Here is a 26,347-nt window from a genome sequence, read left to right on the forward strand (position 1 = left end):
CCCGCGCTGTGACGATGCACACGAAACGGGCCAACGATCACTGAACGCTGAGATCGTGGAAGGTGTAGACCCTCTGCGCCGAGCCTTCCCGGGGTGATCCCCCGGAGCCCCGGCCGGGGCTTCACGCGTTCATGCGTTCTTTGCGACGGGCTGCCTCCCGGTAAAGATCCGAACCACCAGGGAGCACGTCCGTTGGCTGTAATCGCACGCTGGTGCATGCGCCACCGCCTCCTCGCCGTCCTGATCTGGCTGCTCGCGCTCGGCGGGACCGCGACGGCCGCAGTGACCGCCGGGTCGGCGTTCTCCAACGACTACGAGGTCCCCGGCACCGAGTCCGGCAGGGCGAACACCCTCCTGCGCGAGGCCTTCCACGGCCAGGGCGGCGACACCGACACCATCGTGTGGCGGGCCCCGGACCGGCAGAGCGTGCGCACCCCGGACATAGAGCAGCGCATGACCAGGGCGCTGGAGGCCGTCGCCGGGCTCCCCGGCGTCGGTTCGGTCGCCGGACCCTACGGTCCCGGCCCCGAGAGCGCCGCCCGGATCAGCCCCGACGGGCGCACCGCCTACGCGGTGGTGACCTTCGACCAGCAGGCCGACTCCGTACCCAAGGCCCAGGCCAGGGCGGTCGTGGACGCGGCCAAGAACCCCACCACCGAGGCCGGCGGCCTCCAGGTCGAACTGGGCGGCCGCGCCATCCAGCTCACCGAGGCCCCCACCGCGCACCTCGCCGAGGTCATCGGAGTCGTCGTCGCGGCCCTGGTCCTCTTCCTCGCCTTCGGCTCGCTCGCCGCGAGCCTGATGCCCATCGCGACCGCCCTGGTCAGCGTGGGCACCGCCTATTTCGGCATCACCCTGCTCGGCCACGCGATGCCGGTCGCCGACTTCGCCCCGATGCTCGGCACCCTCATCGGCCTCGGCGTCGGCATCGACTACGCGCTGTTCATCGTCACCCGGCACCGCAAGGGCCTGGCGCGGGGCAGCACGGTCGAGGAGGCGGCCGTGAACGCCGTCGCCACCACCGGCCGGGCCGTCGTCTTCGCCGGTGCCACCGTCTGCATCGCACTGCTCGGCATGCTGGTGCTGCGGCTGAACTTCCTGAACGGCGTCGCGATAGCGGCCTCCGTGACGGTGGTCCTCACGGTCGCCGCCTCGGTCACCCTGCTGCCCGCCCTCCTCTCGTACATAGGCATGCGCGCCCTCTCGCGCCGCGAGCGCCGCAGGCTCGCCGCCGAGGGGCCGCGCCCCGAGCAGACCTCCGGCTTCGCCGCCCGCTGGTCCGCCTTCGTCGAGCGGCACCCCAAACTGCTGGGTGCCTTCGCCACCGCGGTCATGCTGGTGCTGGCCCTGCCCACCCTGTCCCTCCACCTGGGCACGTCCGACCAGGGCAACAACCCGGCCACCTCCACCACCCGGCAGGCCTACGACCTGCTGGCGGAGGGCTTCGGCCCCGGTACCAACGGCCCGCTCACCGTCGTCGCCCGGCTGGACGGCGCAGGCGACCGCCTTGCCGTGGACCGGCTGGCGCAGGCACTGCGCACGACCGAGGGCGTCGCCTCCACCGGCCCCGCCGTCCTCAACCGCAGCGGCGACACCGCCGTCCTGACCGTCGTACCGGACTCCGCCCCGCAGTCCCGGGCCACGAGCGACCTCGTCGACCGACTCCGCCAGGACGTCATCCCGGCCGCCGGGCACGGCAACTCCATGGAGGTCCACGTCGGCGGTGTGACGGCCGCCTACGACGACTTCGCCGAGGTCATCATCGGCAAGCTGCCGCTCTTCGTCGGTGTGGTCATCGCCCTCGGGTGCGTGCTCCTGCTGCTGGCCTTCCGCTCCATCGGCATCCCGCTCAAGGCGGCGGCCATGAACGTCGCCGCCGTCGCCTCCTCCTTCGGCGTCGTGGTCGCGGTCTTCCAATGGGGCTGGGGCAGCGAGCTGCTGGGCCTGGGCAGCGCCGGCCCCATCGAACCCTTCCTGCCCGTGATCATGGTGTCCGTCCTCTTCGGACTGTCGATGGACTACCAGGTCTTCCTCGTCAGCCGGATGTACGAGGAGTGGCTGGAGACCGGTGACAACCGGCGGGCCGTGCGCGTGGGCCTCGCCGAGACCAGCCGGGTCATCAACTCGGCGGCCGTCATCATGATCTCCGTCTTCCTGGCCTTCGTACTCAGCGGCGACCGGATCATCGCGATGTTCGGCATCGCGCTCGCCGCGGCCGTCGCCCTCGACGCCTTCGTGCTGCGCACCCTCCTCGTCCCGGCCCTGATGCACATGCTCGGCGGGGCCAACTGGTGGCTGCCCGCCTGGCTCGACCGGCGCCTGCCCCGGATCAGCATCGAGCCCCCCGAACACCGCCCGCATGCGAGACTTCCGAAGCAGCGGCCCGCCGCGGACCCGGCCACGAGAGAGGACGGTGCCGAGCCCGCCCCCGCCTCCCGGTGATCCGGCCACCCGCCGCCCGAGCCCCAAGGAAGCCCCAGCATGTTCTCGATGGACCTCGCCGAAGACGCCCTGTTGTTCCCGCTGGAGGCCCGGCACGCCCAGGAGTTCTTCGCGCACATGGAGCGCGGACGCGAGTTCATCGGGCAGTACATCGGCTTCCCGGACCGGGCCGCCGACCTCGACTCCGCCCGGGCCCTGCTCGCCAAGTACGCGGCGACGGCGGCGGAGGACGGCGCCCGGTTCTTCGGCATCAGGCTCGACGGCACCCTGGTGGGCGGGGTCCTCTTCCCGGCGTTCGAGGCGGACAACGGCAACTGTGAGATCGGCTGCTGGCTGGAGCCCGACGCGGCCGGCCGGGGCCTGGTCACCAAGGCCTGCCGGGTCCTGATCGACTACGCCTTCGGCGAGCGCGGCATGCACCGCGTCGAGTGGCACGCGGCCTCCGGCAACAAGAAGAGCCTCGCCGTGGCCGCGCGCCTCGGGATGACCCGCGAGGGTGTCCTGCGGGAGAACCACCTCCACCGCGGGGTCCGCCAGGACACCGAGATCTGGTCGATCCTCTCCCACGAGTGGGCCGCGACCCGGTCCGCCTGAGCCCGCCCCGGGCCCGGTCCGGGGGCGGCCCGCCACGGGCTCCGCCGACCGCGGGGCCCCCGGCGGCGGGCACCCGCGGATTCTCAGAAAACTCTCAGACAGGGCGCCTACGGTGCCCCGCATGGACACCACGAAGACCCCCGCCCCGAACGCCGCCGAGGCGGACACCACCCCGGCCGACCTCAAGAAGGCCGAGACCCCCCAGCCGGCCGAGGCCGAGGCCGACTCCGCGGTCACCGACGAGGTCACCGACACGGACCCGGACGACGAGGCGTTCGCCGACGACCGGGCCGAGGACCGGGAGCCCGGCCATGTCGGCTCCGCAGCCTTCGCGATCGTCGCCGCGGGTCTCGGCGTCGTCGCCCTCAGCGGCAGCTGGGTCGCGGGCATCGTGTCCGAGCGTGCGAGCGTCACCGCCCGGCTGGAGCTGACCCAGGCCGCCGACGCCAACGCGCAGATCGCCGCCCAGTTCGTCGACCCGTGGCACACCACCGCGATGGTGAACGGCGTCTTCTCCGCCCTCGCCCTGATCATCGCCACCTTCGTGCTGGCCCTCCCCGCCTTCAGCAGCCCCGAGCGCACCCTCCCCACCTGGGTGCGGTCCGTCTCCTGGGCGGGCATCGGACTGGGCGCCCTCGGCGTGCTGCTCTTCGTCCTCATGTACTTCGACCTCCTCCTCGCCATCCCCAAGGCGGCCGGAGCCGGCGCCTAGGTACTGCCTTAGGCCCGCACGGACCGGACCGGGGCTCCCGGGCCCCGGACTAAGACCCCCTGCCCCCTGCAGATGCGGCATGCGACCGATGTGCCGGTGCCCCCTGGGGCGCGAATCTTGGATCACACCGAACGAGGTGCCCGAGCAACGCGACCAGGGAGCAGAGATGTTCGAGTACGAGATCACCAACGCGGTCCGCAGCACCGACCTCCTCCGTGAGGCGGCCGAATACCGCACGGCCCGGGCGGCGGGACGGGCGCACCGCGCCTCCTCTCCGGACCAGGAACACCGGAGGCGGGTGAGAACGCTCCGGAGCCGGTTCACCCGCTCCGCCCGCTCGGCGTGCTCCGCGCCGCACACCGCGTGAACTGACACGTGATGAGAAGTGCAGCGGTGGTGAGTGCCGCCGGACAGGACGTCTGTGCGATGCTCGGCGGCGTGGAGACCAGATCTGTCAGCCCGGTGTTCGTCGGCCGAGCCGATGAACTGGCCGTACTCACCGACGCACTGACCCGGGCCGCCGGGCAGGAACCGCAGGCGATGCTGATCGGGGGAGAGGCCGGAGTCGGCAAGACCCGCCTCACCGAGGAGTTCCTCTGCGAGGCGGACCGCCGCGGGGCCGTCGTCGCCGTCGGAGGCTGTGTGGAGATCGGGGCGGAGGGCCTTCCCTTCGCCCCGTTCTCGACGGCCCTGCGCACCCTGCACCGGCTGCTTCCCGAGGAACTGGCCGCCGCTGCCGTCGGCCAGGAGGACGAACTCGCCCGCATCCTCCCCGAACTCGGCGACACCCCGCGCGGCCCGCACGACGAGGAGAGCACCGCCCGGCTCTTCGAACTGACGGCCCGGATGCTGGAACGCCTCGCCGCCGACCGCACCGTCGTCCTCGTCCTGGAGGACCTGCACTGGGCGGACACCTCCACCCGGCACCTGCTCTCCTACCTCTTCCGCACCCTCGTCAGCGGCCGGCTCGTCATCGTCGCCACCTACCGCGCGGACGACGTGCACCGGCGCCACCCGCTGCGCCCGCTCCTCGCCGAACTCGACCGGCTCCGCACCGTCCGGCGCATCGAGCTGTCCCGCTTCAACCGGGCCGAGGTGCGCCGCCAGCTCTCCGGCATCCTTGCCGCGCAGCCCGACGAGGACTTCGTGGACTCCGTCTTCGACCGGTCGGACGGCAACGCCTTCTTCGTCGAGGAACTCGTCGCCTCCAAGGCGAGCGGCTGCCGCACCGGACTCACCGAATCCCTGCGCGACCTGCTCCTCGTCCGCGTCGAGGTGCTGCCCGACGAGACCCAGGGGCTGGTGCGCATCGTCGCCGAGGGCGGCTCCACCGTGGAGTACCCGCTGCTGCGCGCCGTCGCCGGGCTCACCGAGGACGAGCTGATCGAGGCGCTGCGCGCCGCCGTCGGCGCCAACATCCTCCTCGCCACCCCCGACGGCGACGGCTACCGCTTCCGGCACTCCCTGGTCCGCGAGGCCGTCAGCGACGACCTGCTGCCAGGGGAGCGGGCCCGCGTCAACCGCCGCTACGCCGAGGCCATGGAGGCCGACGGGTCGCTGGTCCGCGCCGAGGAGCGGGTCATCCGGCTGGCCAGCCACTGGTACCACGCGAACGATCCCGCCCAGGCGCTGCCCGCCGTGCTGGCCGCCTCCGTGGCGGCCCGCCGCCGGCACGCCTACTCGGAGCAACTGCGCCTGCTGGAGCGGGCCATGGACCTGTGGGACAGCGCCCCGGAGGGGGTGCGCGAGGCGCTCCGCCCGGCGGACTACACCGAGGTGTACCCCCCGTGCGGCTGCGACCCGGCCACCACCGCGCTCAAGCGGCTCGACCTGCTGGCCGAGGCCACCGTGGCGGCGCGCTACGGCGGCGAGCGCGACCGCGCCCTGAAGATCACGAAGACGGCGCTGCGCCTGCTGGAGGACGACCCCGACCCGCTGCGGGCCGCCTGGTTCTGGACCGAGCGCTCCCGGCTGATCGTCGGCCTCGGGCGCGGCGACGGCTGGGAGGAGATCGCCAGGGCGCAGGACCTCGTCCGGGGGCTGCCCCCGTCCCAGGTGCACGCCGAGGTCCTGGTCCGGGCCGCGAGCTGGGGCATGCTCCACAAGCCGGGCCCCGGCAACCTCGCCGCCGCCGAACGCGCCGTCGAGTACGCGCGGATGGTCGGCGCCGAGGAGACCGAGCTCAACGCCCGGATCACGGTCGGAGCACTGCTCACCGACTCCGGCGACGCTCCGGGCGGTCTCGCCGAGATGCACGCGGTCCGGGAACGGGCCACGGAGCTCGGGCTCACCATGCTGGCGGGCACTGCGCATATCAATCTCACCTCTCAGTTGGAAAGTCTGGGCCGGTCCCGCGAAGCCGTGGAACTGGCCGAACAAGGGGCCGAACTGGTCCGCAGATCCCGGCTCATGGACAGCGAGGCCTGGGTCTGCGGGAACAAGGCCGAGAGCCTCTACAGCCTCGGCCGCTGGGAAGAGGCCGCCGAGGCGGCCCGGCGCACCCTGCTCGTCGGCCGGAGCGCGGCCCCGCGCGGCTGCGCCTCCGCACGGCTGGCCTATCTGGCACTGGGCCGGGGCGAGTTGACCGAGGCCGCACACCAGCTGGCCGCCGCCCACGTCCACTTCGGCAGCCACGGGGCCCAGCCCCAGCCCCAGCACCGGATCCCGCTCCACCGCCTCACGATCGGCGTGGCCGCGGCGGAAGGCCGGATCGCCGACGTCCGCGCCGAGGCCTCCGCTGCCGCGGCCGGCGGATTCCCGCTCGGTCAGCACCGCTACGCCTGGCCGCTGCTGCTCGCCGCCGCCACCGCGGAGGCGGACGCCCGGGGACTCCCGGCCGCCGAGGCCGGCCGGGACGCGGCTCTGGACGTGCTGCGCACCGCCGCCCGCTGCCTCGCCACCCCGGTCCCGGTGTGGACCGCCCACGCCGAGTACGTCCGGGCCGAGCTGCTCCGTGCCGAGGCCCGGGACACCGTCGCCGACTGGACCGCCGTCGAGCGGGCCGTCCGCCCGCTGGAGCGCCCGTACCTGCTGGCCCGCGCCTGCCACCGGCTCGCGGAGGCCCTGCTGGCCGCCGGTGACCGGGAGCCCGCGGCCGCCCTGCTCCGCGAGGCCTACGCCACCGCCGAGCGGCTCGGCTCGCGCACCCTGCGCGAGGACCTGGGCCTTCTGGCCCGGCGCGCCCGCCTCCCGCTGAGCGCCACCGACAGCTCCGCCGCCCCGCAGGCCCCGGAGACCGATCCGGTCGAGGCGCTCGGGCTGACCAGCCGCGAGCGGGACGTGCTGCGTCTGGTGGCGGCCGGCAGCACCAACCGGAAGATCGCCGAAGAGCTCTTCATCTCACCGAAGACGGCCAGCGTCCACGTATCGAACATCCTGGCGAAGCTGGGTGTCACCGGCCGCGGCGAGGCGGCCGCCCTCGCCCACCGGCTGCGTCTCTTCGCCCCGTCGGCCCCGGTCAGCCCTCGTCCGCAGGCTGCTCGTCCAGGCGTATGAGCACCTTGCCGGAGTCGAGGTCTATCGGGCCCCGTCCCGGATCGTTGTCATTGACGTCGGTCCGGGACAGCTCCAGCCGCTTCTTCTCCTCGTTCGTGTGCTTGCGTCCCGGGTTGAACAGCTCCTCGATCATGTTGAACACCGTGCCCACCGCCCTCTACGTCCCCCGCGGGGAATTGCCGGTCACCGCACCGTCAGGGTCAGGATCCTGTCGTCGCCCGCTTCCGGGGACCCGCGTCCGTCGGTCTCGCTCGTGACCAGCAGCAAGCGGTCCCCGCCGAGGGGTACCACCGTCCGCAGCCGCCCGTACTCGCCCTCCAGGAAGGGCTCGGGCTGCGCCACCAGCTCCGTCCCGGCCAGCGGGATCCGCCACAGCCGCTTGCCCTTCAGCCCGGCCATCCACACCGAACCCTGCGCCCACGCGATCCCGCTCGGCGAGGCCTCGTCGGTCTTCCACACGGCCACCGGATCCCGGAAGCCGGGCTTGCCCGCCTTCCCCTCGGCCTCGGGCCACCCGTAGTTGGCGCCGGGCTCGATCAGATTCAGCTCGTCCCAGGTGTTCTGGCCGAACTCGGCCGCCCACAGCCGTTTGTCCTTGTCCCAGGCGAGCCCCTGCACATTGCGGTGCCCGTAGGAGTAGACGACGGAATCCGCCTCCGGGTTGCCGTGCACCGGATCCCCGTCCGGGGTCATCCGCAGGATCTTGCCGCCCAGCGACTTCTTGTCCTGCGCGAGCCCGGTGTCACCGGTCTCGCCCGTCCCCGCGTAGAGCATCTTGTCCGGACCGAAGGCGATCCGGCCGCCGTTGTGGATGAGGCCCTTGGGAATTCCCCGGAACACCGTGTCCGGAGCGCCCAGTTGCTGCCCGGCGGCTCTCTGTTCGTCGTACCGCAGCCGGGCGATGCGGTTGTCGGACTCGGTCGTGAAGTACACGTACACCAGCCGGTCCGACGCGAAGGTGGGCGACAGCGCGAGGCCCATGAGCCCGCCCTCCCCGCCCGGGGCCACCCCCGGCACCTCGCCGATCAGGGTCACCGCGCCCGAACCCGTCGCGACCCTGCTGATCGTCCCCTTGTCCCGCGAGGCCACCAGCAGGTCCCCGTCCGGCAGCGGGGCCACGCCCCAGGGCGACTCCAGCCCCTTGGCCACCTCGCCGGTCACCGTCACGGCCCCCTTCGCCGGCGGGCCGGCTGCCTCCGGCGACGCGGACGGTCTCCCCGACGGCCCCGGCGACCCGGAGCCCGCCGCGGCCGTGCCCGGTGGGGAGCCGCCCGGCCCCGTACCCGGAGCGCCCTCCGGCGAGCACCCCGCCGCCAGCAGGGCGCCGCAGCCGGCCAGTGCGAGCGCCGTCAGCACACCGCGGCCCCGCCCGCCCCGACCCTCGGATCCCGCCTGCCCGGGAGAACTTCCGTATCGCATGGCCCTGCTCCCTTCCGGTCCTCCGATCGTGCCCTTCATCCCTCTCAACAGCTCCGGCACTTCCCGAAGTTCCACCACTCGTACACTCGATCGAGTGGTTGTCCGGCCGCCCTCGGATCGACCCCGGCCCGCGCCGGTGCCGGCTCAGTCCCAGGCTCCCACCTCGACCGGAAGGGCCGCGATCTCGGCCAGGTCCCCGGCCGAGAGCCGGACCTCCGCCGCCCGCGCGTTCTCCGCCGCCCACGGCGCCCGGTCGGCCCCCGGCACCGGCACCACCTGCGGTCCCTGCGCCAGCACCCACGCCAGGGCCACCTGCGCGACCGTGACCTGGGGGCCGTGCCGCCGGGCCACCTGCCGCAGCCCCGCCAGCAGCACCTGGTTCGACGCCATCGCCTCCGCCGTGAACCGCGGATGACGGGCCCGCACGTCCTGCGGCTCGAACCCCTCACCCGGCGTGAGCGTCCCCGTGAGGAACCCGCTGCCCAGCGGCATCGCCGCCAGGAACCCCACCCCGCGCGCCGCGCACCACGGCAGCAGCTGCCACGCCGCCTGCGGCGACCACACCGACAGCTCCGCCTGCACCGCGCTCACCGGGAACACCTGCTGCAGCCGCTCCAGGTGCCGCAGGGTCGTCCGGTACCCGCGGTCCCCGCTGCGCCCGGCCCCGGGACCTGCCCCGGCGCCCAGCGCGCAGTACCCGAGCGCCCGTACCTTGCCGGCGCCCACCAGCTCGGCCATGGCCCCCCAGGTCTCCTCCACGGGCACGTCCGGATCCACCCGGTGCAGCTGGTAGAGGTCTATGACGTCGGTCCGCAGCCTCCGCAGCGAGGCGTCGCAGGCCCGCCGAAGATAGCCGGGCCGCCCGTCGGCGACCACGTGCTGGTCACCCGCCCGCAGTCCCACCTTGGCCGAGACGAACGCCTCGGACCGCCGCTCACGCAGCACCCGCCCGAGCAGCAGCTCATTGGTGAACGGCCCGTACACGTCGGCCGTGTCCAGCAGGTTCGACCCCAGGTCCAGCGCGGTGTGCACGGCGGCCAGCGACTCCTGTCCCCGCCGCCGCGAAGGCGCGTACGCCCAGCTCATCGGCATACAGCCGAGGCCGACGGCGCCCACCGTCAGCGCCCCCGCCCCGATCGACCTGCGCTCCACCTCTGCGTCCCCCTCCGGCTCCGGCCCTCAAACTAACGGCTTGATCCGGATGCCTTGGCATAGCCTCGTGATCATGACTGCAATGACCCCGGATGTCTGGCTCCCGTTCCCCGCCGAGGAGATCGAGGGCCTCCCCGACTCGTTCCGGTACCGCCTCTGGGACGGCGAGGACGCCTTCCCGGCCGACCCGGCCGACTGCGTCTTCTACGTGACGCCCTACATGAAGTCCCCCGAGGTCACCGTGCGCCCGCTGGCGGCGATGTCCGCGGTCCGGGTCGTCCAGACCCTGACCGCCGGCATCGACGACGTGCTGGGCCGCCTCGGCGACCTGCGCCCCGGCGTGCGGCTGTGCAACGCCGTCGGGGTCCACACGGCCAGCACCGCCGAACTCGCCCTCGCGCTGACCCTCGCCTCCCTGCGCGGCATTCCCGGCATGGTCCGCGGCCAGGACCGCGAGGAGTGGCGTTCCGGGTTCTACGACGCCCTCGCCGACAAGTCGGTTCTGATCATCGGCTACGGATCGATCGGCTCCGCGATCGAGGACCGGCTCCAGGCCTTCGAATGCGGCCCTGTCGCCCGGGTGGCGCGCACGGCCCGGACCACCGGACGCGGCCCCGTGCACACCCTCGCCGACCTGCCCGCGCTCCTGCCCCGGGCCGACGTGGTGATCCTCGTGACACCGCTGACCGACGCCACCCGGGGCCTGGCCGACGCCGGCTTCCTCAGCAGGATGAAGGACGGAGCCCTGCTGGTGAACGTGTCGCGCGGTCCCGTCGTCGTCACCGAGGCCCTCCTGGCGGAAGTGGAGTCGGGCCGGCTGCGCGCGGCGCTCGACGTCACCGACCCGGAACCACTGCCCGCCGGCCACCCGCTCTGGCATGCTCCGAACGTCCTGATCACCCCTCATGTCGGGGGCAGCAGCTCGGCGTTCGAGCCGAGGGCCAAGCGTCTGCTGGCCCGCCAGCTCACCCGGTTCGCGGCCGGTGAGCCGGTGGAGCACACGGTACTGATCACCGAGTGACGCACGATGCGCACGCTCTGCGATTGTTCGAACGCGCTGAGTGGACACAACTCCCCGATTGGTAACGGAGAGTAGAGAGACTATGTCCCTGAGTGACGAAAGTGGTGTATCGTCCGGAAGAAGGGGCTGCGCCACGAACGTCTGGCGCTGGGGAGTGATCGGACACTTTGGGGGGCGACGGGCGATGTACGGCCAATGGACAAAGGATCCGACGCGGCACAGCCGCCGGAGGCGACGCTGCCGAGACTGGGCTGCACCGGAACCAGCCGACGAGGGGGACCGGTGAGTCCGCCGGGGGCGGCACTCCTGAACCGGCCGTCCGTCTCGGGCGGAGGCAAGGGCCTGGCGATGCAGCTGCTCCTCGCAGTGGTCAGCGGCGGGTACGCCGTCGGTGCCGCCCTCAACTGGGGCTCGGAGGAAGTCGCCGAGATCATGGGGGACTTCGGGCTCAGCGCGGCCGGCTTACTCGCCGCCGTCTCCTGCTACTCCTACGCGAGGGCGATCGACAGCCGCGAACGCCCCGCCTGGCTGCTCTTCGCCTTCTCCTCCCTCATGGGTGCCGGCGGCAACGCGGTCTGGGGCTGGTACGAGGTGATCCTGGGCGAGGAAGTGCCGAAACCCTCGCTCGCCGACTTCGCCTTCCTCTGCTTCGCCCCGCCCGCCATCGTGGGCCTGCTCGTCCTCGCCAAACGCCCGGTCACCCGCGCCGGCTGGGTGTGCCTCGGACTCGACTCCTGGCTCATCGGCGGCTCCCTGCTCACACTGTCCTGGAGCCTGGCCCTCGCCCACGCGGCGCGGACCGCCCAGTCCGGCGCCCCCGGCAGCGTCCCGCGCGCCGCGCTCTCCCTCGCCTACCCGCTCCTGGACATCGCGCTCGTCTCGATGGTCCTGGTCCTGCACTTCCGGCGCAGCGAGACCAACCGCTCCGCCGTCAACACCGCCATCGCGGCGCTGGCCCTGACCGTACTCAGCGACGCCCTGTTCACCTCGCCCCTGCTGAGCGCCGAATACCAGTCCGGACAGCTGCTCGACGCCGGCTGGTTCGCGGGCTCGCTGCTCCTCGCGTACGCGCCCTGGGGTGCCCGGCGCCTCCACCCGGGCCCGGAGCCGGCCGGGCGCCAGCGCGCGGACCGGGCGCACAGCCGCCCGATCACCGGCTCGCTGCCCGCCCTCACCCCGTACCTCGCGGCCGCCGTGTGCACCCTCGGCATCCTGTACAACGTCGTGGACGGCCGGAAAGTGGACCGGATGGTCGTCTTCACCGGATGCACGGTCGTGCTCGCCCTCGTCATCCGCCAGGGCATCATGCTCCTCGACAACATCGCGCTGACCCAGGAACTGGCCCAGAAGGAGAACCACTTCCGCTCCCTGGTCCAGGGCTCCAGCGACGTCATCATGATCGCCGCCCCCACCGGAACCCTGCGCTACGTAAGCCCCGCGGCCGCCGGGGTCTACGGCCGGGAGGCGGAGGAGCTGGTCGGCACCGAGCTCGCCGCACTGATCCACCCCGACGACCTCGGCCGGGTGGTCCACGAGGTACGCCGCTTCCTCGCCGCGCCGCCGACCGAGGAGCCCACCACCCGCATCGAGTGCCGCTTCCAGTCGGGCGGCGGCGAGTGGCTCAACGTGGAGTCCACCGTCAACCGCCACCAGGGCGGCCTCATCCTCAACAGCCGGGACGTCACCGAGCGCGTCCGGCTCCAGGCCCAGCTCCAGCACAGCGCCGAACACGATCCGCTGACCGACCTGCCCAACCGGGCCCTGTTCACCCGGCGCGTGCGCCAGGCCCTGACCGGCCGGCGCGCGGGCGACCACAGCACCGCCGTGCTCTTCATCGACCTCGACGGCTTCAAGGCGGTCAACGACACCATCGGCCACCAGGCCGGCGACGAGCTGCTCGTCGAAGCCGCGCGCAGGCTCCAGGACTCGGTCCGGGCCGGGGACACCGCGGCCCGCCTCGGCGGTGACGAGTTCGCCGCGCTGATCCTGGGCGACGGCAACCGTGACCCCGGCGCCCGCGAGTACCAGGTGCGCGAGATCGCCGACCGGCTGCGCACCACCCTCTCCCAGCCGTACCGGATCGGCGGCAGCGAGGTCCGCGTCGCCGCGAGCATCGGAGCGGCCTTCGCCGACCCCGGCATCACCCCTTCGGACCTGATGCGCAACGCGGATCTCGCGATGTACCGGGCCAAGGCCGGCGGCAAGGACCGCGTCGAGCTGTACGCCCCCCAGATGCAGGCCGAAGTCGTGCGCAAGGCCGAGCTGGCCGGGCGGCTGCGGACCGCGCTGCACGAGGGCGAGTTCGCCCTGCTGCACCAGCCCGTGGTCTCGCTGGCCACCGGCGAGGTGTCGGCCGTCGCCGCGCAGGCCCGCTGGCGCTCCGCCCAGGGGATCCTCTTCACCCCGGCGGAGTTCCTCAGGGTCGCCGAGTACAGCGAGGGCGGAGCCGGTGGGCCCGCCGGTCCCGGCGCCGCCGGCCATGACGCCTCACGCACCGCCGAGCTGGGCCGATGGCTGCTGGAGGAGGCCGTGGAGCAGGCCGCCGACCGGCACCGGGCCGGGCACGACGTACCCGTGGCCGTCCGGATGACCGCCCAGCGGCTCCTGGACCGGGCCATGCCGCTCGGCTCCGTGGAGGCCCTGCTGACCCGGCACGGGCTGCCCTCCGGGGCCCTGGTGCTGGAGCTCGCCGTATCCGACCCCAGGGTGCCCTTCGATGATCTGGAGCGCCGCCTGAGCGCCCTGCACCGGCTCGGGGTGGGTATCTCCCTGGACGGCTTCGGCAGCGGCTACGCGGCCATCAGCGCCCTGCGCCGCCTCCCGGTGGACATGCTCAAGCTGGACCGGGGCCTGGTGGAGGGGGTGGTCGAGTCCGCTCGGCTGCACAAGATCACCGCCGGTCTCTTGCGTATCGCAAACGACCTGGGCATGCGGTCGGTGGCGGACGGGGTGGACCTGCCCGAGCAGGTCCTGGCGCTGCGCGCGATGGGGTGCACGCACGGCCAGGGAATGGCCTTTTCCGGCCCGCTCGACGAGTACAGGCTGCGCCGTGCGCTGGTGCGCGGTACGTTCCCAGTACCGGGCGGAGCGGCTCAACCGGCACTGGCCGGCGGCTCCCCCGGGGGCTCGATGGCCATCCATAGAGGCTCACATAATGAGACGCCCGTCCCACCTACTTGACATCACCCTCCCGCCAGAGGGAGGGTCAGTGCCATGCGCACCCGAATTCTCGTACTTGGAAAGCGCGTCGGCTGAAGCTGGGGCCTGCATGTCCCCGCTCAACACCCCGACGCGCTCCCCTCGCTTGCCTCCTGGCACGAGGGGTTTTTTGTTGCACTGGCACAGAGTCGAATCCGCGTAAAACCCTCAGCTTCGAGAAGAGAATGCCGATGACCGAGCAGGCCACCGGGGCCCACCATCCGCAGCCGCGGCCCCGTTCCGGCGGACAGCAGTCCGCCGCAGTTGAGCACGTCACGGGTGCGCAGTCCCTCATCCGCTCTCTCGAAGAGGTGGGGTGCGACACCGTCTTCGGTATTCCGGGCGGCGCCATCCTCCCCGCGTACGACCCGATGATGGACTCCAAGAAGGTCCGTCACATCCTGGTCCGCCACGAGCAGGGGGCCGGCCACGCCGCCACCGGCTACGCGCAGGCCACGGGGAAGGTCGGCGTCTGTATGGCCACGTCCGGACCGGGCGCCACGAACCTCGTCACCCCGATCGCCGACGCGCACATGGACTCCGTCCCGCTCGTCGCGATCACCGGCCAGGTCTCCTCCAAGGCGATCGGCACCGACGCCTTCCAGGAGGCGGACATCGTCGGCATCACGATGCCGATCACCAAGCACAACTTCCTGGTCACCAAGGCCGAGGACATCCCGAAGACGATCGCCGAGGCGTTCCACATCGCGGCCACCGGCCGCCCGGGCCCGGTCCTCGTCGACATCGCCAAGGACGCCCTGCAGGCGAAGACCACCTTCTCGTGGCCGCCCTCCCAGGACCTCCCCGGTTACCGGCCGGTCACCAAGCCGCACGCCAAGCAGATCCGCGAGGCCGCCAAGCTCATCTGCCAGGCCAAGCGCCCGGTCCTGTATGTCGGCGGCGGCGTCATGAAGTCCGGCGCGACCGCCGAGCTGAAGGTCCTCGCCGAGCTGACCGGCGTCCCGGTCTGCACCACCCTGATGGCGCTGGGCTCCTTCCCCGACAGCCACCCGCTGCACGTCGGCATGCCGGGCATGCACGGCTCCGTCACCGGCGTCACCTCGCTGCAGAAGTCGGACCTGCTGATCGCGCTCGGCACCCGCTTCGACGACCGCGTCACCGGCAAGCTGGACAGCTTCGCCCCCTTCGCCAAGATCATCCACGCGGACATCGACCCCGCCGAGATCGGCAAGAACCGCGCGGTCGACGTCCCGATCGTCGGAGACGCCCGCGAGGTCATCGCCGACCTGATCCAGGCGGTCCAGGCCGAGCACACCGAGGGCAACGCCGGCGACTACACCGCCTGGTGGAACGACCTCAACCGCTGGCGCGAGACGTACCCGCTGGGCTACGACCTGCCCGAGGACGGCAGCCTCTCCCCGCAGCAGGTCATCGAGCGGATCGGCGCGCTCGCCCCGCAGGGCACGGTCTTCGCGGCCGGCGTCGGCCAGCACCAGATGTGGGCCTCGCACTTCGTCAAGTACGAGGAGCCCCGCACCTGGCTGAACTCCGGCGGCGCCGGAACCATGGGCTACGCGGTCCCGGCCGCGATGGGCGCCAAGGTCGGCATGCCCGAGCGCACCGTCTGGGCGATCGACGGTGACGGCTGCTTCCAGATGACCAATCAGGAACTGGTCACCTGCGCCCTGAACAACATCCCGATCAAGGTCGCGATCATCAACAACGGCGCGCTGGGCATGGTCCGCCAGTGGCAGACCCTGTTCTACAACCAGCGGTACTCGAACACCGTTCTGCACGCCGACGAGACCGGTCACGACACGGTCGGCTCCCAGCTCGGCGAGTCCATCGCGCCCCGCAAGGGCACGCGCGTCCCGGACTTCGTCAAGCTGTCGGAGGCCATGGGCTGCGTGGCGCTGCGCTGCGAGGACCCGGCCGACCTGGACAAGGTCATCGCCGAGGCCAACGCGATCAACGACCGCACCGTCGTGATCGACTTCATCGTCCACGAGGACGCCATGGTGTGGCCGATGGTCGCCGCCGGCACCTCCAACGACGAGGTCATGGCAGCCCGGGGCGTCCGTCCCGACTTCGGCGACAACGAAGACGACTGAGCCGAGAGAGCCCGAGAGAGAGAACGCCCCACATGTCCAAGCACACGCTCTCCGTCCTGGTCGAGAACACGCCCGGCATCCTCGCCCGGATCGCCGCCCTGTTCTCCCGCCGCGGGTTCAACATCGACTCCCTCGCGGTCGGCGTCACCGAGCACCCCGACATCTCCCGCATCACCATCGTCGTCAACGTCGAGGACCTCCCGCTGGAGCAGGTGACCAAGCAGCTGAACAAGCTGGTCAACGTGCTCAAGATCGTCGAGCTGGAGTCCCACAACGCCATCGAGCGCGAGCTCGTCCTGGTGAAGGTCCGCGCCGACAACGAGACCCGTTCGCAGATCGTCGAGATCGTCCAGCTCTTCCGCGCCAAGACGGTCGACGTCTCCCCGGAGGCCGTCACCATCGAGGCCACCGGCGGCTCCGACAAGCTCGGCGCGATGCTCAAGATGCTGGAGCCCTTCGGCATCAAGGAGCTCGTCCAGTCCGGCACGATCGCCATAGGGCGTGGCGGACGGTCCATCACGGACCGCAGTCTGCGCGCGCTCGACCGCAGCGCCTGACCCGCCGGGCCCGCCGCGGACACGCGAGCCGGGCCGGACACGCCCTGCTCGCATAGCGAGACCGAGAAACTCAGATTCCGTTCCCCGCCGTACGGTGGGAGCAACACCAGCGCACCAAGGAGATATCCCAGTGGCCGAGCTGTTCTACGAGAACGACGCCGACCTGTCCATCATCCAGGGCCGCAAGGTCGCGGTCATCGGTTACGGCAGCCAGGGCCACGCCCACGCGCTGTCGCTCCGTGACTCCGGCGTCGACGTCGTCGTCGGTCTGAAGGAGGGCTCGAAGTCCAAGGCCAAGGCCGAGGAGCAGGGTCTGAAGGTCGTCCCCGTGGCCGAGGCCGCCGCCTGGGCGAACGTCATCATGATCCTCACCCCGGACCCGCTGCAGGCAGAGATCTACGAGGAGTCCATCAAGGACCACCTCGAGGAGGGTGACGCGCTCTTCTTCGGCCACGGCTTCAACGTCCGCTACGGCTTCATCAAGCCCCCGGCCAACGTGGACGTCGCCCTCGTCGCTCCGAAGGGCCCCGGCCACCTGGTCCGCCGCCAGTACGAGGAGGGCCGCGGCGTCCCGTGCATCGCCGCCGTCGAGCAGGACTTCACCGGTTCCGCTTTCGCGCTCGCGCTCTCGTACGCGGCCGGCATCGGCGGCACCCGCGCCGGCGTCATCAAGACCACCTTCACCGAGGAGACCGAGACCGACCTGTTCGGTGAGCAGGCCGTCCTCTGCGGTGGCGCCTCCGCCCTGGTCAAGGCCGGTTTCGAGACCCTGACCGAGGCCGGCTACCAGCCGGAGATCGCCTACTTCGAGTGCCTGCACGAGCTCAAGCTCATCGTCGACCTCATGTACGAGGGCGGCCTGGAGAAGATGCGCTGGTCGGTCTCCGAGACCGCCGAGTGGGGCGACTACATCACCGGCCCGCGCGTCATCACCGACGCCACCAAGGCCGAGATGAAGAAGGTCCTCGAGGAGATCCAGAGCGGCAAGTTCGCCGAGGAGTGGATGGCCGAGTACAAGGCCGGTCTGCCGAAGTACAACGAGTACAAGAAGGCCGACTCCGAGCACCTGCTCGAGACCACCGGCAAGAAGCTGCGCAAGCTGATGAGCTGGGTCGACAACGACGAGAGCTGATCTCGCGGCGGCGGGGCCGGGACGGTTGAGTCCCGGCCCCGCCGCGCATCACCGTGCGGTACGGCACCTGCCGCACCGGTGACCGGAGCGCCGGGATCGGAGCCCTCACGGGGGCCGCTTGTCCAACCCGGCCAACCACGGAAGAGTGATCCTTCCGTACAGGCGGAAAACCGGTCCGCCCGCGCCACTACACTGCTCAACACATACGCGTCAGGCCCACAGTGTCGTGCGTCTTCCACGCGGCTACCCCCTCCACCGCCTGCGGCCGTCGGGACGGCCGTCCGCACTGGACTTGTGAGGACCCACGTGAGCTCGAAACCTGTCGTACTCATCGCCGAAGAGCTGTCGCCCGCCACCGTCGAGGCGCTGGGCCCGGACTTCGAGATCCGGCACTGCAACGGCGCGGACCGCGCCGAGCTGCTGCCCGCGATCGTCGACGTGGACGCGATCCTCGTCCGCTCCGCCACCAAGGTCGACGCCGAGGCCATCGCCGCGGCCAAGAAGCTGCGGGTCGTCGCGCGCGCCGGCGTCGGTCTGGACAACGTGGACGTCTCCGCCGCCACCAAGGCCGGTGTGATGGTCGTCAACGCGCCGACCTCGAACATCGTGACCGCGGCCGAGCTCGCCTGCGGCCTGCTCGTCGCCACCGCCCGCAACATCCCGCAGGCCAACACCGCCCTGAAGAACGGCGAGTGGAAGCGGAACAAGTACACGGGTGTCGAGCTCAGCGAGAAGACCCTCGGCGTCGTCGGCCTCGGCCGCATCGGCGTGCTGGTCGCCCAGCGCATGTCGGCCTTCGGCATGAAGATCGTCGCGTACGACCCCTACGTGCAGCCCGCGCGCGCCGCCCAGATGGGCGTCAAGATGCTGGCGCTGGACGAGCTCCTGGAGGTCGCCGACTTCATCACCGTGCACCTGCCCAAGACCCCCGAGACCCTCGGTCTCATCGGGGACGAGGCCCTGCACAAGGTGAAGCCGTCGGTCCGCATCGTCAACGCCGCCCGCGGCGGGATCGTCGATGAGGCCGCGCTGTACACGGCCATCAAGGAGGGCCGCGTCGCCGGCGCCGGCCTCGACGTGTACGCGAAGGAGCCCTGCACGGACTCCCCGCTGTTCGAGCTCGACCAGGTCGTCTGCACCCCGCACCTCGGCGCGTCCACGGACGAGGCCCAGGAGAAGGCCGGTGTCTCGGTCGCCAAGTCGGTGCGCCTCGCGCTCGCCGGTGAGCTCGTGCCGGACGCGGTCAACGTCCAGGGCGGGGTCATCGCCGAGGACGTCCGTCCCGGTCTGCCCCTCGCCGAGAAGCTGGGCCGCATCTTCACCGCCCTCGCGGGCGAGGTCGCGGTCCGCCTCGACGTCGAGGTCTGCGGCGAGATCACCCAGCACGACGTCAAGGTGCTGGAACTCTCCGCCCTCAAGGGTGTCTTCGAGGACGTCGTCGACGAGACGGTCTCCTACGTCAACGCCCCGCTGTTCGCGCAGGAGCGCGGCGTCGAGGTCCGCCTGACCACCAGCTCGGAGTCCCCGGACCACCGCAACGTGGTGACCGTGCGCGGCACCCTGTCGGACGGTCAGGAGGTCTCGGTCTCCGGCACGCTCGCGGGCCCGAAGCACCTTCAGAAGATCGTGGGCGTCGGCGAGTACGACGTGGACCTGTCGCTCGCCGACCACATGGTCGTGCTGCGCTACACCGACCGCCCCGGCGTGGTCGGCACCGTCGGCCGCGTCCTCGGCGAGGGCGGTCTGAACATCGCGGGCATGCAGGTCGCCCGGGCCGAGGAGCACGGTGAGGCGCTCGCCGTCCTCACCGTCGACGCCGCGGTTCCCGGAGACGTCCTCGCGGCCATCGCCACCGAGATCGGCGCCGTCTCGGCGCGCACGGTCAGCCTCGCCTGAGCCCGTCGGGGAAGACGTGACGGAAGGGCCCGGGGGAGATCCCCGGGCCCTTCCGCGTTCCGTCGGCCGCGTGTCGCGGTGGGCGGTTCAGTGGTACGTCGCCTCGTGGGCGCGGACCTCGGGCTCGGCCGCGGGCTCCGCCGCGGGCGGGACGGGTGCTTCGATCCCGCGCATCAGAGCCGCGGCGAGCACGGCCGCCCCGAGCAGCAGCGCCGTACCGCCCCAGGCCGCGTACTGCATTCCGTGGACGAAGGCCTCCCGGGCCAGGGCCAGTACCTGCTCCCCGGCCGGCCCGCCGATGTGGTGGGCGGTGGCGACGGCGCCGCCCAGCGTCTCCCGTACGGAAGGCTCGGCACCGGCCAGGTCGGCGCGGTAGACCGCGGTGCCCAGGCTGCCGAGGACCGCCATGCCCAGGGCGCCGCCGAACTCCGTCCCGGTCTCCAGCAGGGAGGCGGCGGAACCGGCCTTCTCGGCGGGAGCCGAGGCCAGCGCCATGTCGGACACCAGGGACAGCACGGTGACGATGCCCGAGGCGAGCACCCCGGCGCCGGTGAGGATCAGCCACAGGGAGTCGGTGCCCACCAGGCTGATCAGGACGAACCCGACGGCGGCGAGGGCGAACCCGCCGGCGATGACGTGGGCCCGGTCCACCTTCTGGGCCAGGGCCGCGCCTACCGGGGCCGCGGCGCCGATGAGAACCGAGGGGGCCAGGCTCCACAGGGCGGCTTCCAGGGTGCCCATCCCGAGCACCGACTGCAGGTACTGGGTGGTGAAGTAGGCCGAACCCATCATGGCGAAGGCGGCGGCGGTGTTCAGGGCGATGCCCGCCCCGAAACCGCGGCCCCGGAACAGTGCCCGGCTCACCATGGCGTCGTCACGGGTGCGCTGGCGGCGGACGAAGACGTACCCGAAGACCAGGCCGACGGCGAGGCAGGCGAGGTAGAGCGGCTCGAAGCCCTCGGCGGCGATCTCCTTGAGCCCGTAGACGACCGGCAGTACGGCGGCCATGGAGAGCGGGACGCTCAGCAGGTCGAAGCGGCCGGGGGCCGGGTCCTTGAACTCCGGTACCAAGGCCGGGACCAGGAGCAGCAGGAGCAGCATCGCGGGCACGTTGATGAGGAAGACGGAGCCCCAGTAGAAGTGGTTCAGCATCACCCCGCTGAGCACCGAACCGAGCGCGATGCCACCGGTCATGGCCCCGGACCAGATGGCGATGGCCTTGCCGCGCTGCTTGTCGTCCTGGAACAGGTTCCGTACGAGGGCCAGCGTGGAGGGCATCAGGGTCGCGCCGCCGATGCCGAGCAGGACGCGGGCCGCGATGAGCATCTCGGCGCTGGTGGCACAGCCGGCGCCGATCGAGGCGAGGCCGAAGGCGGTCGCGCCGATCAGCAGCAGCTTGCGGCGGCCGATCCGGTCGCCGAGCGAGCCCATCGTGATCAGCAGGCCGGAGAGGGCGAAGGCGTAGCTGTCGAAGATCCAGAGCTGCTGGGTGGAGCTCGGGTCGAGCTGGTCGGTGATGGCCGGGATGGCGAAGTAGAGGACGGAGACGTCCATCGAGACCAGGAGCAGGGGCAGCAGGAGGACGGTGAAGGCGGTCCATTCGCGGCGGCCGGCACGTCGCGCTGTGGCAGCGGGAGTTGTCATGAGCAGGAATGTACACACGTCTTAAACGCTTGTCTATGACGACTGTCTAGAACTGTTGTCTTGGACGCTTGTCTTGCTACCGTGTGGCCATGGGACATCGTGAAGATCTGCTCGAAGGCGCCAAGAAGTGCCTGGTCGAGAAGGGGTTCGTGCGCACGACCGCGCGCGACATCGTCGGCGCCTCGGGGACCAATCTGGCCTCCATCGGCTACCACTACGGCTCGAAGGACGCCCTCCTCACCCAGGCCTTCATCGGCCTGATGGAAGAGTGGGGCGCGGTGTTCGAGGACGGACTCGACGGCGAGGGCGGATCGTTGGAGCGCTTCCGCTCCCTGTGGGAGGGCGTGCTGGAGCAGCACGAGAAGTCCGGCCCGATCTGGGCGGCCAGCCTGGAGGTGGCGCTCGGCCGGGACCAGCGGCCGGAGTTGAGGTCCATGCTCGCGGCCTCGCAGGCCGAGGGCCGCCGGGGGCTGATCTCGATGCTCACCGGGACCCCGGAGGACCAGCTCGACGAGCGGGACGTGCGCACGCTGGGCGGCTTCTACCAGGCCCTGCTGAACGGCTTGATGATCCAGTGGCTCTTCGACCCGGAGTCGGCCGCGACCGCCGAGGAGTTCACCGAAGGCATGCGCCGGGCGGCCGAGATGATGACGCGGCCCCAGGACTGACCGGAGGAGCCGCCTCATCCGCCGGGCCCGCCCGCCCCCGGCCGGACCGCCGCGCACGCATCGAGCAGGTGGCCGCCCGGACGGCTCAGGCCAGGCGGGACGCCTTGAGGGCCATGTGGAGCAACAGGCGGTCCTCGCCCTCGTCCAGGTCGAGACCGGTCAACTGTTCCACCCGGGCCAGGCGGTAGTAGAGGGTCTGGCGGTGGATGCCCAGGGCGGCCGCCGCGCGGCCCGCCTGGCCCGCGCAGTCCAGGAAGACCTCGGCGGTGCGGGCGAGTTCACGGTTGGCCGGGGTCAGCAGGGTGCGGGCCGCGGGGTCGTCCACAGGATCGGCGGCGAGCGCCGCCAGCAGCCGGTACGGGCCGATCGCCGACCACTGGGCGACCGGGCCGAAGCGGGGCTGGGCCGCGGCCGCCCGGGCGGCCGCGACGGCCTGCTCCCAGGCGGCGGGCAGGTCGGCGAGGCCCCGTACGGGGTCGCCGACGCCCGCGGTCACCCCGCGGGCGACCGCCGTGGTGGCCCCGGCGCCCGCGCCCGTGCCCTTCCCGCCGACGGCCTTGCCCGTTCCCGCCGCCTCCGCGGCGCGCGGCAGCAGCCGGGCCACCGCCGCCAGGGCCGGAGCCAGCGCGTCCGTCGAGCGCAGCCGGAGCAGCACCGCCAGAGCCGGCTCGCCCGCGGGCTCCGGCCCGGGTCCCGGCCCCGCCGCCGCACCGGGCCCGGCGCCGCCGCCCGGCTCGCCCGCGCCCCGCCGCGGTACGACGCACACCGCCGCCGCGCCCGGTACCGACGCCGGAGCCTCCCCGGGCCACGGCGCCACGCAGACCGCCGCGTGCAGCCCGTCCCCACCCGGCCCGAGGGCGGCCCGCAACGCGGCCACCGCCATGTCCTGCGGCCAGCCCGGGCCGGCCGTGAGCACCGCCAGGAACTCCCGCGACAGGTCGGCCCCGGCCCTCGCCTCCTCGGCGAGCAGCACCCCGATGCGCTGGGCGACCTCCATGGCCGCGTCCAGCGCCGCCTGCTCCGGCCCGGGCTTGCCGGGCTCCTGGTCCAGCAGCCATACGTAGCCCTGCACGATGCCCCGGTACCGCACGGGCAGGCAGATCCGCCCCCGGAACACCCCCGCGTCCGGCGCCGCCGGGATCCGGACCGGCCCGGTGGCGCGGGCGATGCCGAAGCCCTCGAACCAGGACCGGACGTCCGCCGTCGACTGCCGGGTCAGGATCGAGCGGGTCCGTACCGGGTCCATGGCCAGATCGTCGTCGCTGTCGTGGGCGCCGAAGGCGATCAGCCGGAAGTCCCGGTTCTCCAGGGTCGCCGGGGCGCCGAGCAGCGCGGAGATCTCGTCCACCAGGTCCTGGTAATCGCCCTTCACGCCGACATTCTCCCACCTCGGCGCGGGCTCTTCAGACAGATGTATGAGATCCGGGACACGGATGCGTGACAGCTGTCGATGGCAGAGGATCGAAGCGATCCTTAGGTTTCACGGTGGTTTTACTAGCGCTTTTCTCCTGAGCCCCGTTGGAGGTGCCCCCGTGCTGGGTCCCGTGATCCTCGCCGCTTCGCGCAGCGACAAGATGCGTCGTATCGTCTCCGCCGCCCCGGTGACCAAGCCCGTGGTGAACCGGTTCATCCCCGGCGAGACCGTCGATCAGGTCATCCCGATCGTCGAGGAGCTCACGCGGGCCGGCCTGGAGGTCACCCTCGACGTCGTCGGCGAGGACATCACCGAGGTCGAGCAGTCCTACGCCGCCCGGGACGCCTACCTCCTGCTCATCGAGCGCCTCGCGGAGCTCGGTCTCGGCGAGAAGGCCGAGATGTCCGTCAAGCTGTCGATGTTCGGCCAGGCCCTGGAGGGCGGCCACGAGCTGGCGCTCGCCAACGTCCGCCCGGTCGTCGAGGCCGCGGCCGCCATCGGCACCACCGTGACGCTCGACGCCGAGGACCACACCACCCTCGACTCGATGTTCGCCATCCACGAGGAGCTGCGGAAGGACTTCCCGCAGACCGGCTGCGTGATCCAGGCGTACCTCTTCCGCACGGAGGCCGACGCCCGCCGCCTCGCCGCCAACGGCAGCCGCGTCCGCATCGTGAAGGGCGCCTACAAGGAGCCCGCCGAGGTCGCCTACCTGGACAAGGCGGAGATCGACAAGGCGTACGTCCGGATCCTGAAGATCCTCATGGACGGCGAGGGCTATCCGATGATCGGGTCGCACGACCCGCGCCTGATCGCCATCGGCCAGGAGCTCGCCCGCAAGGCCGGGCGCAAGCTGGACGAGTACGAGTTCCAGATGCTGTACGGCATCCGCAGCGAGGAGCACCTGCGGCTCGCCGCCGAGGGCCACCGGATGCGCGTCTACACCGCGTACGGGACGGACTGGTACGGCTACTTCATGCGCCGCCTCGCGGAGAAGCCGGCCAACCTCCTCTTCTTCGTCCGCTCGATGATCACCAAGAACTAGGCACCCCACTAGCTCAAGGAGTTACCAGCCCCATGGATGCTGTGACCCAGGTCCCCGCGCCGGTCAACGAGCCGGTCCACTCGTACGCCCCCGGCACCCCGGAGCGCGCGCGTCTCGAGGCGCAGCTCAAGCAGCTGTCCGAGAACCCGATCGACCTCCCGATGACGATCAACGGCGTCAAGCGGATGGGCGGTGGCGAGCGCTTCGACGTGGTCCAGCCGCACGACCACAAGTCGGTGCTCGGCACCTACGCCAACGCCACCGAGGCCGACGCGCAGGAGGCCATCGACGCCGCCCTCGCCGCCGCCCCGGCCTGGCGCTCGATGTCCTTCGACGACCGCGCCGCGATCATCCTGCGCGCCGCCGAGCTGCTGTCCGGTCCGTGGCGCGAGAAGCTCGCCGCCTCCACCATGCTGGGCCAGTCGAAGACCGCGCAGCAGGCCGAGATCGACACCCCGTGCGAGCTCGTCGACTTCTGGCGCTTCAACGTCCACTTCGCCCGCCAGATCCTGGCCGAGCAGCCGGTCGCGAACTCCGCCGGCGTGTGGAACCGCAGCGACCACCGTCCGCTCGAGGGCTTCGTCTACGCGATCACGCCGTTCAACTTCACGGCCATCGCGGGCAACCTGCCGACCGCCCCCGCGCTCATGGGCAACGTGGTCCTGTGGAAGCCGTCCCCGACGCAGACCCACTCGGCGATCCTCCTCATGGAGCTCCTGGAGGAGGCCGGCCTGCCCAAGGGCGTCATCAACCTGGTGACCGGCGACGGCATCGCGGTGTCGGAGGTGGCCCTGAACCACCCCGAGCTGGCCGGCATCCACTTCACCGGCTCGACCAAGACCTTCCAGTACCTGTGGAAGACGGTCGGCAACAACATCGAGAAGTACAAGTCCTACCCGCGCCTGGTCGGCGAGACCGGTGGCAAGGACTTCGTCGTCGCGCACCCGTCCGCGGACCGCGCCGTCCTGAAGACCGCCCTGACCCGCGGCTCCTTCGAGTTCCAGGGCCAGAAGTGCTCGGCGTCCTCGCGCGCCTACGTCCCGGCCTCGATCTGGAACGACGGCTTCAAGGAGGCCTTCGCGGCCGAGGTCGACGGCATCACCATGGGCGACGTCCGTGACCTGACCAACTTCATCGGTGCCGTCATCGACGAGCGGTCCTTCGCGAAGAACAAGGCCGCCATCGACCGTGCCATCGCCGACCCGACCTGCGAGATCATCGCCGGTGGCACGTACGACGACTCGGAGGGCTACTTCGTCCGTCCGACCGTCATCGCGTGCACCGACCCGGAGAACGAGGTCTTCACGACCGAGTACTTCGGCCCGATCCTCGCCGTGCACGTCTACGAGGACGCCGACTTCGACGCGATGCTCGCGCAGATGGAGTCCGTCTCGGCGTACGCCCTGACCGGCTCGATCATCGCGGCGGACCGGTACGCGGCCGCCGACGCGATGGAGAAGCTCCGCTTCGCGGCGGGCAACTTCTACATCAACGACAAGTCCACCGGCGCCGTCGTCGGCCAGCAGCCCTTCGGCGGTGGCCGCGCCTCGGGCACCAACGACAAGGCGGGTGCCGCGAGCAACCTGCAGCGCTGGACCTCGACCCGCTCCATCAAGGAGACGCTGGTCGCGCCGACCGAGTACGCGTACCCCCACATGGGCTGACCTCCGCCCCGCTGAACCCCGCCCCCGCCCCGGCACCCCCAAGTCCGGTGCGGGGGCGGTATCCATTTCCCCACCCGTCAACTCCTGCTAGCCTGAGCAAAGTTGTCGTGTACGGCGACACGCTCCAGTACTCGGGCCCGGTTACCCGAGGGAGCCGAGGGCTCTCACGAGTTCCCGTACGGGGTGGGGTGTTTTGCCAGGAGATACGAGACCTCTACGCGT

At 71.7% G+C, this 26,347-nt stretch carries 19 protein-coding genes; 14 read left to right on the plus strand and 5 right to left on the minus strand.

The window, feature by feature from the left end:
• The first annotated feature begins 192 nt into the window (after positions 1-192).
• From ACXNSR_RS27190 to ACXNSR_RS27210, 5 genes are all read left to right on the plus strand, one after another.
• Positions 193-2,442 carry an MMPL family transporter gene (locus tag ACXNSR_RS27190; RefSeq protein ID WP_458638032.1) on the plus strand — a complete coding sequence of 750 codons (2,250 nt, stop codon included), beginning with the start codon at positions 193-195 and terminating at the stop codon, positions 2,440-2,442.
• Positions 2,443-2,481: 39 nt separating this feature from the next.
• Complete coding sequence (locus ACXNSR_RS27195; RefSeq protein ID WP_458638033.1) at positions 2,482-3,036, plus strand: GNAT family N-acetyltransferase; 555 nt, start codon at positions 2,482-2,484, stop codon at positions 3,034-3,036.
• 121 nt (positions 3,037-3,157) lie between these two features.
• On the plus strand, positions 3,158-3,748 hold the full coding sequence (locus ACXNSR_RS27200; protein ID WP_458638034.1) for a hypothetical protein: 591 nt from the start codon (positions 3,158-3,160) through the stop codon (positions 3,746-3,748).
• Positions 3,749-3,914: 166 nt separating this feature from the next.
• Positions 3,915-4,115 carry a hypothetical protein gene (locus tag ACXNSR_RS27205; protein WP_458638035.1) on the plus strand — a complete coding sequence of 67 codons (201 nt, stop codon included), beginning with the start codon at positions 3,915-3,917 and terminating at the stop codon, positions 4,113-4,115.
• 59 nt (positions 4,116-4,174) lie between these two features.
• Positions 4,175-7,243, plus strand: coding sequence for a helix-turn-helix transcriptional regulator (locus ACXNSR_RS27210; protein ID WP_458643405.1), 3,069 nt, complete (start codon positions 4,175-4,177; stop codon positions 7,241-7,243).
• Here ACXNSR_RS27210 and ACXNSR_RS27215 read toward each other — a convergent pair.
• The 3 genes from ACXNSR_RS27215 to ACXNSR_RS27225 all read right to left on the minus strand — a co-directional run bounded on the left by ACXNSR_RS27215 (position 7,206) and on the right by ACXNSR_RS27225 (position 9,814).
• The gene (locus tag ACXNSR_RS27215; protein WP_458638036.1) at positions 7,206-7,385 is read right to left on the minus strand and encodes a DUF6191 domain-containing protein; all 180 of its coding nucleotides are present in this window, start codon (positions 7,383-7,385) and stop codon (positions 7,206-7,208) included. The two genes, ACXNSR_RS27210 and ACXNSR_RS27215, sit on opposite strands and share 38 nt — an antisense overlap.
• Positions 7,386-7,426: 41 nt before the next feature.
• Positions 7,427-8,662 carry a PQQ-dependent sugar dehydrogenase gene (locus ACXNSR_RS27220; RefSeq protein ID WP_458638037.1) on the minus strand — a complete coding sequence of 412 codons (1,236 nt, stop codon included), beginning with the start codon at positions 8,660-8,662 and terminating at the stop codon, positions 7,427-7,429.
• Positions 8,663-8,806: 144 nt separating this feature from the next.
• A complete protein-coding gene (locus tag ACXNSR_RS27225) occupies positions 8,807-9,814 on the minus strand; it encodes an aldo/keto reductase (protein WP_458638038.1) in 1,008 nt (335 codons plus the stop codon).
• A 73-nt stretch (positions 9,815-9,887) separates the two neighbouring features.
• Between ACXNSR_RS27225 and ACXNSR_RS27230 the strand changes: the two genes are divergently transcribed.
• The 6 genes from ACXNSR_RS27230 (at position 9,888) to serA (ending at position 19,690) form a co-directional block, all read left to right on the plus strand.
• A complete protein-coding gene (locus ACXNSR_RS27230; protein ID WP_458638039.1) occupies positions 9,888-10,835 on the plus strand; it encodes a 2-hydroxyacid dehydrogenase in 948 nt (315 codons plus the stop codon).
• A gap of 282 nt (positions 10,836-11,117) precedes the next feature.
• Positions 11,118-14,015, plus strand: a complete 2,898-nt coding sequence (locus tag ACXNSR_RS27235; RefSeq protein ID WP_458638040.1) for an EAL domain-containing protein — start codon at positions 11,118-11,120, stop codon at positions 14,013-14,015.
• A gap of 203 nt (positions 14,016-14,218) precedes the next feature.
• Positions 14,219-16,105: an acetolactate synthase large subunit gene (locus tag ACXNSR_RS27240; protein ID WP_458638041.1), complete on the plus strand. Its 1,887-nt coding sequence runs from the start codon at positions 14,219-14,221 to the stop codon at positions 16,103-16,105.
• 32 nt (positions 16,106-16,137) lie between these two features.
• Entirely contained in the window at positions 16,138-16,662 is a 525-nt protein-coding gene (gene ilvN, locus ACXNSR_RS27245; RefSeq protein WP_030010002.1) for an acetolactate synthase small subunit, read from the plus strand.
• Between the two features lie 130 nt (positions 16,663-16,792).
• Positions 16,793-17,794, plus strand: a complete 1,002-nt coding sequence (ilvC, locus tag ACXNSR_RS27250; RefSeq protein WP_458638042.1) for a ketol-acid reductoisomerase — start codon at positions 16,793-16,795, stop codon at positions 17,792-17,794.
• A 306-nt stretch (positions 17,795-18,100) separates the two neighbouring features.
• Positions 18,101-19,690 (plus strand): phosphoglycerate dehydrogenase, encoded by a 1,590-nt coding sequence (gene serA / locus ACXNSR_RS27255; RefSeq protein WP_458638043.1) that lies wholly within the window; start codon positions 18,101-18,103, stop codon positions 19,688-19,690.
• An 87-nt stretch (positions 19,691-19,777) separates the two neighbouring features.
• On the opposite strand, the gene ACXNSR_RS27260 is transcribed toward serA, so the two are convergent.
• Positions 19,778-21,334, minus strand: coding sequence for an MFS transporter (locus tag ACXNSR_RS27260; protein ID WP_458638044.1), 1,557 nt, complete (start codon positions 21,332-21,334; stop codon positions 19,778-19,780).
• A gap of 89 nt (positions 21,335-21,423) precedes the next feature.
• On the opposite strand from ACXNSR_RS27260, the gene ACXNSR_RS27265 reads away from it, so the two are divergent.
• Complete coding sequence (locus ACXNSR_RS27265; protein ID WP_458638045.1) at positions 21,424-22,002, plus strand: TetR/AcrR family transcriptional regulator; 579 nt, start codon at positions 21,424-21,426, stop codon at positions 22,000-22,002.
• 85 nt (positions 22,003-22,087) lie between these two features.
• Here ACXNSR_RS27265 and ACXNSR_RS27270 read toward each other — a convergent pair whose 3' ends face one another.
• Positions 22,088-23,374 carry a PucR family transcriptional regulator gene (locus ACXNSR_RS27270; protein ID WP_458638046.1) on the minus strand — a complete coding sequence of 429 codons (1,287 nt, stop codon included), beginning with the start codon at positions 23,372-23,374 and terminating at the stop codon, positions 22,088-22,090.
• 160 nt (positions 23,375-23,534) lie between these two features.
• Here ACXNSR_RS27270 and ACXNSR_RS27275 point away from each other — a divergent pair, with 160 nt between their 5' ends.
• Positions 23,535-24,461 (plus strand): proline dehydrogenase family protein, encoded by a 927-nt coding sequence (locus ACXNSR_RS27275; protein ID WP_458638047.1) that lies wholly within the window; start codon positions 23,535-23,537, stop codon positions 24,459-24,461.
• A 32-nt stretch (positions 24,462-24,493) separates the two neighbouring features.
• Positions 24,494-26,125, plus strand: a complete 1,632-nt coding sequence (gene pruA, locus ACXNSR_RS27280) for an L-glutamate gamma-semialdehyde dehydrogenase (protein WP_458638048.1) — start codon at positions 24,494-24,496, stop codon at positions 26,123-26,125.
• The last annotated feature ends 222 nt before the right edge of the window (positions 26,126-26,347 follow it).

Source organism: Streptomyces sp. NC-S4, from assembly GCF_054353315.1.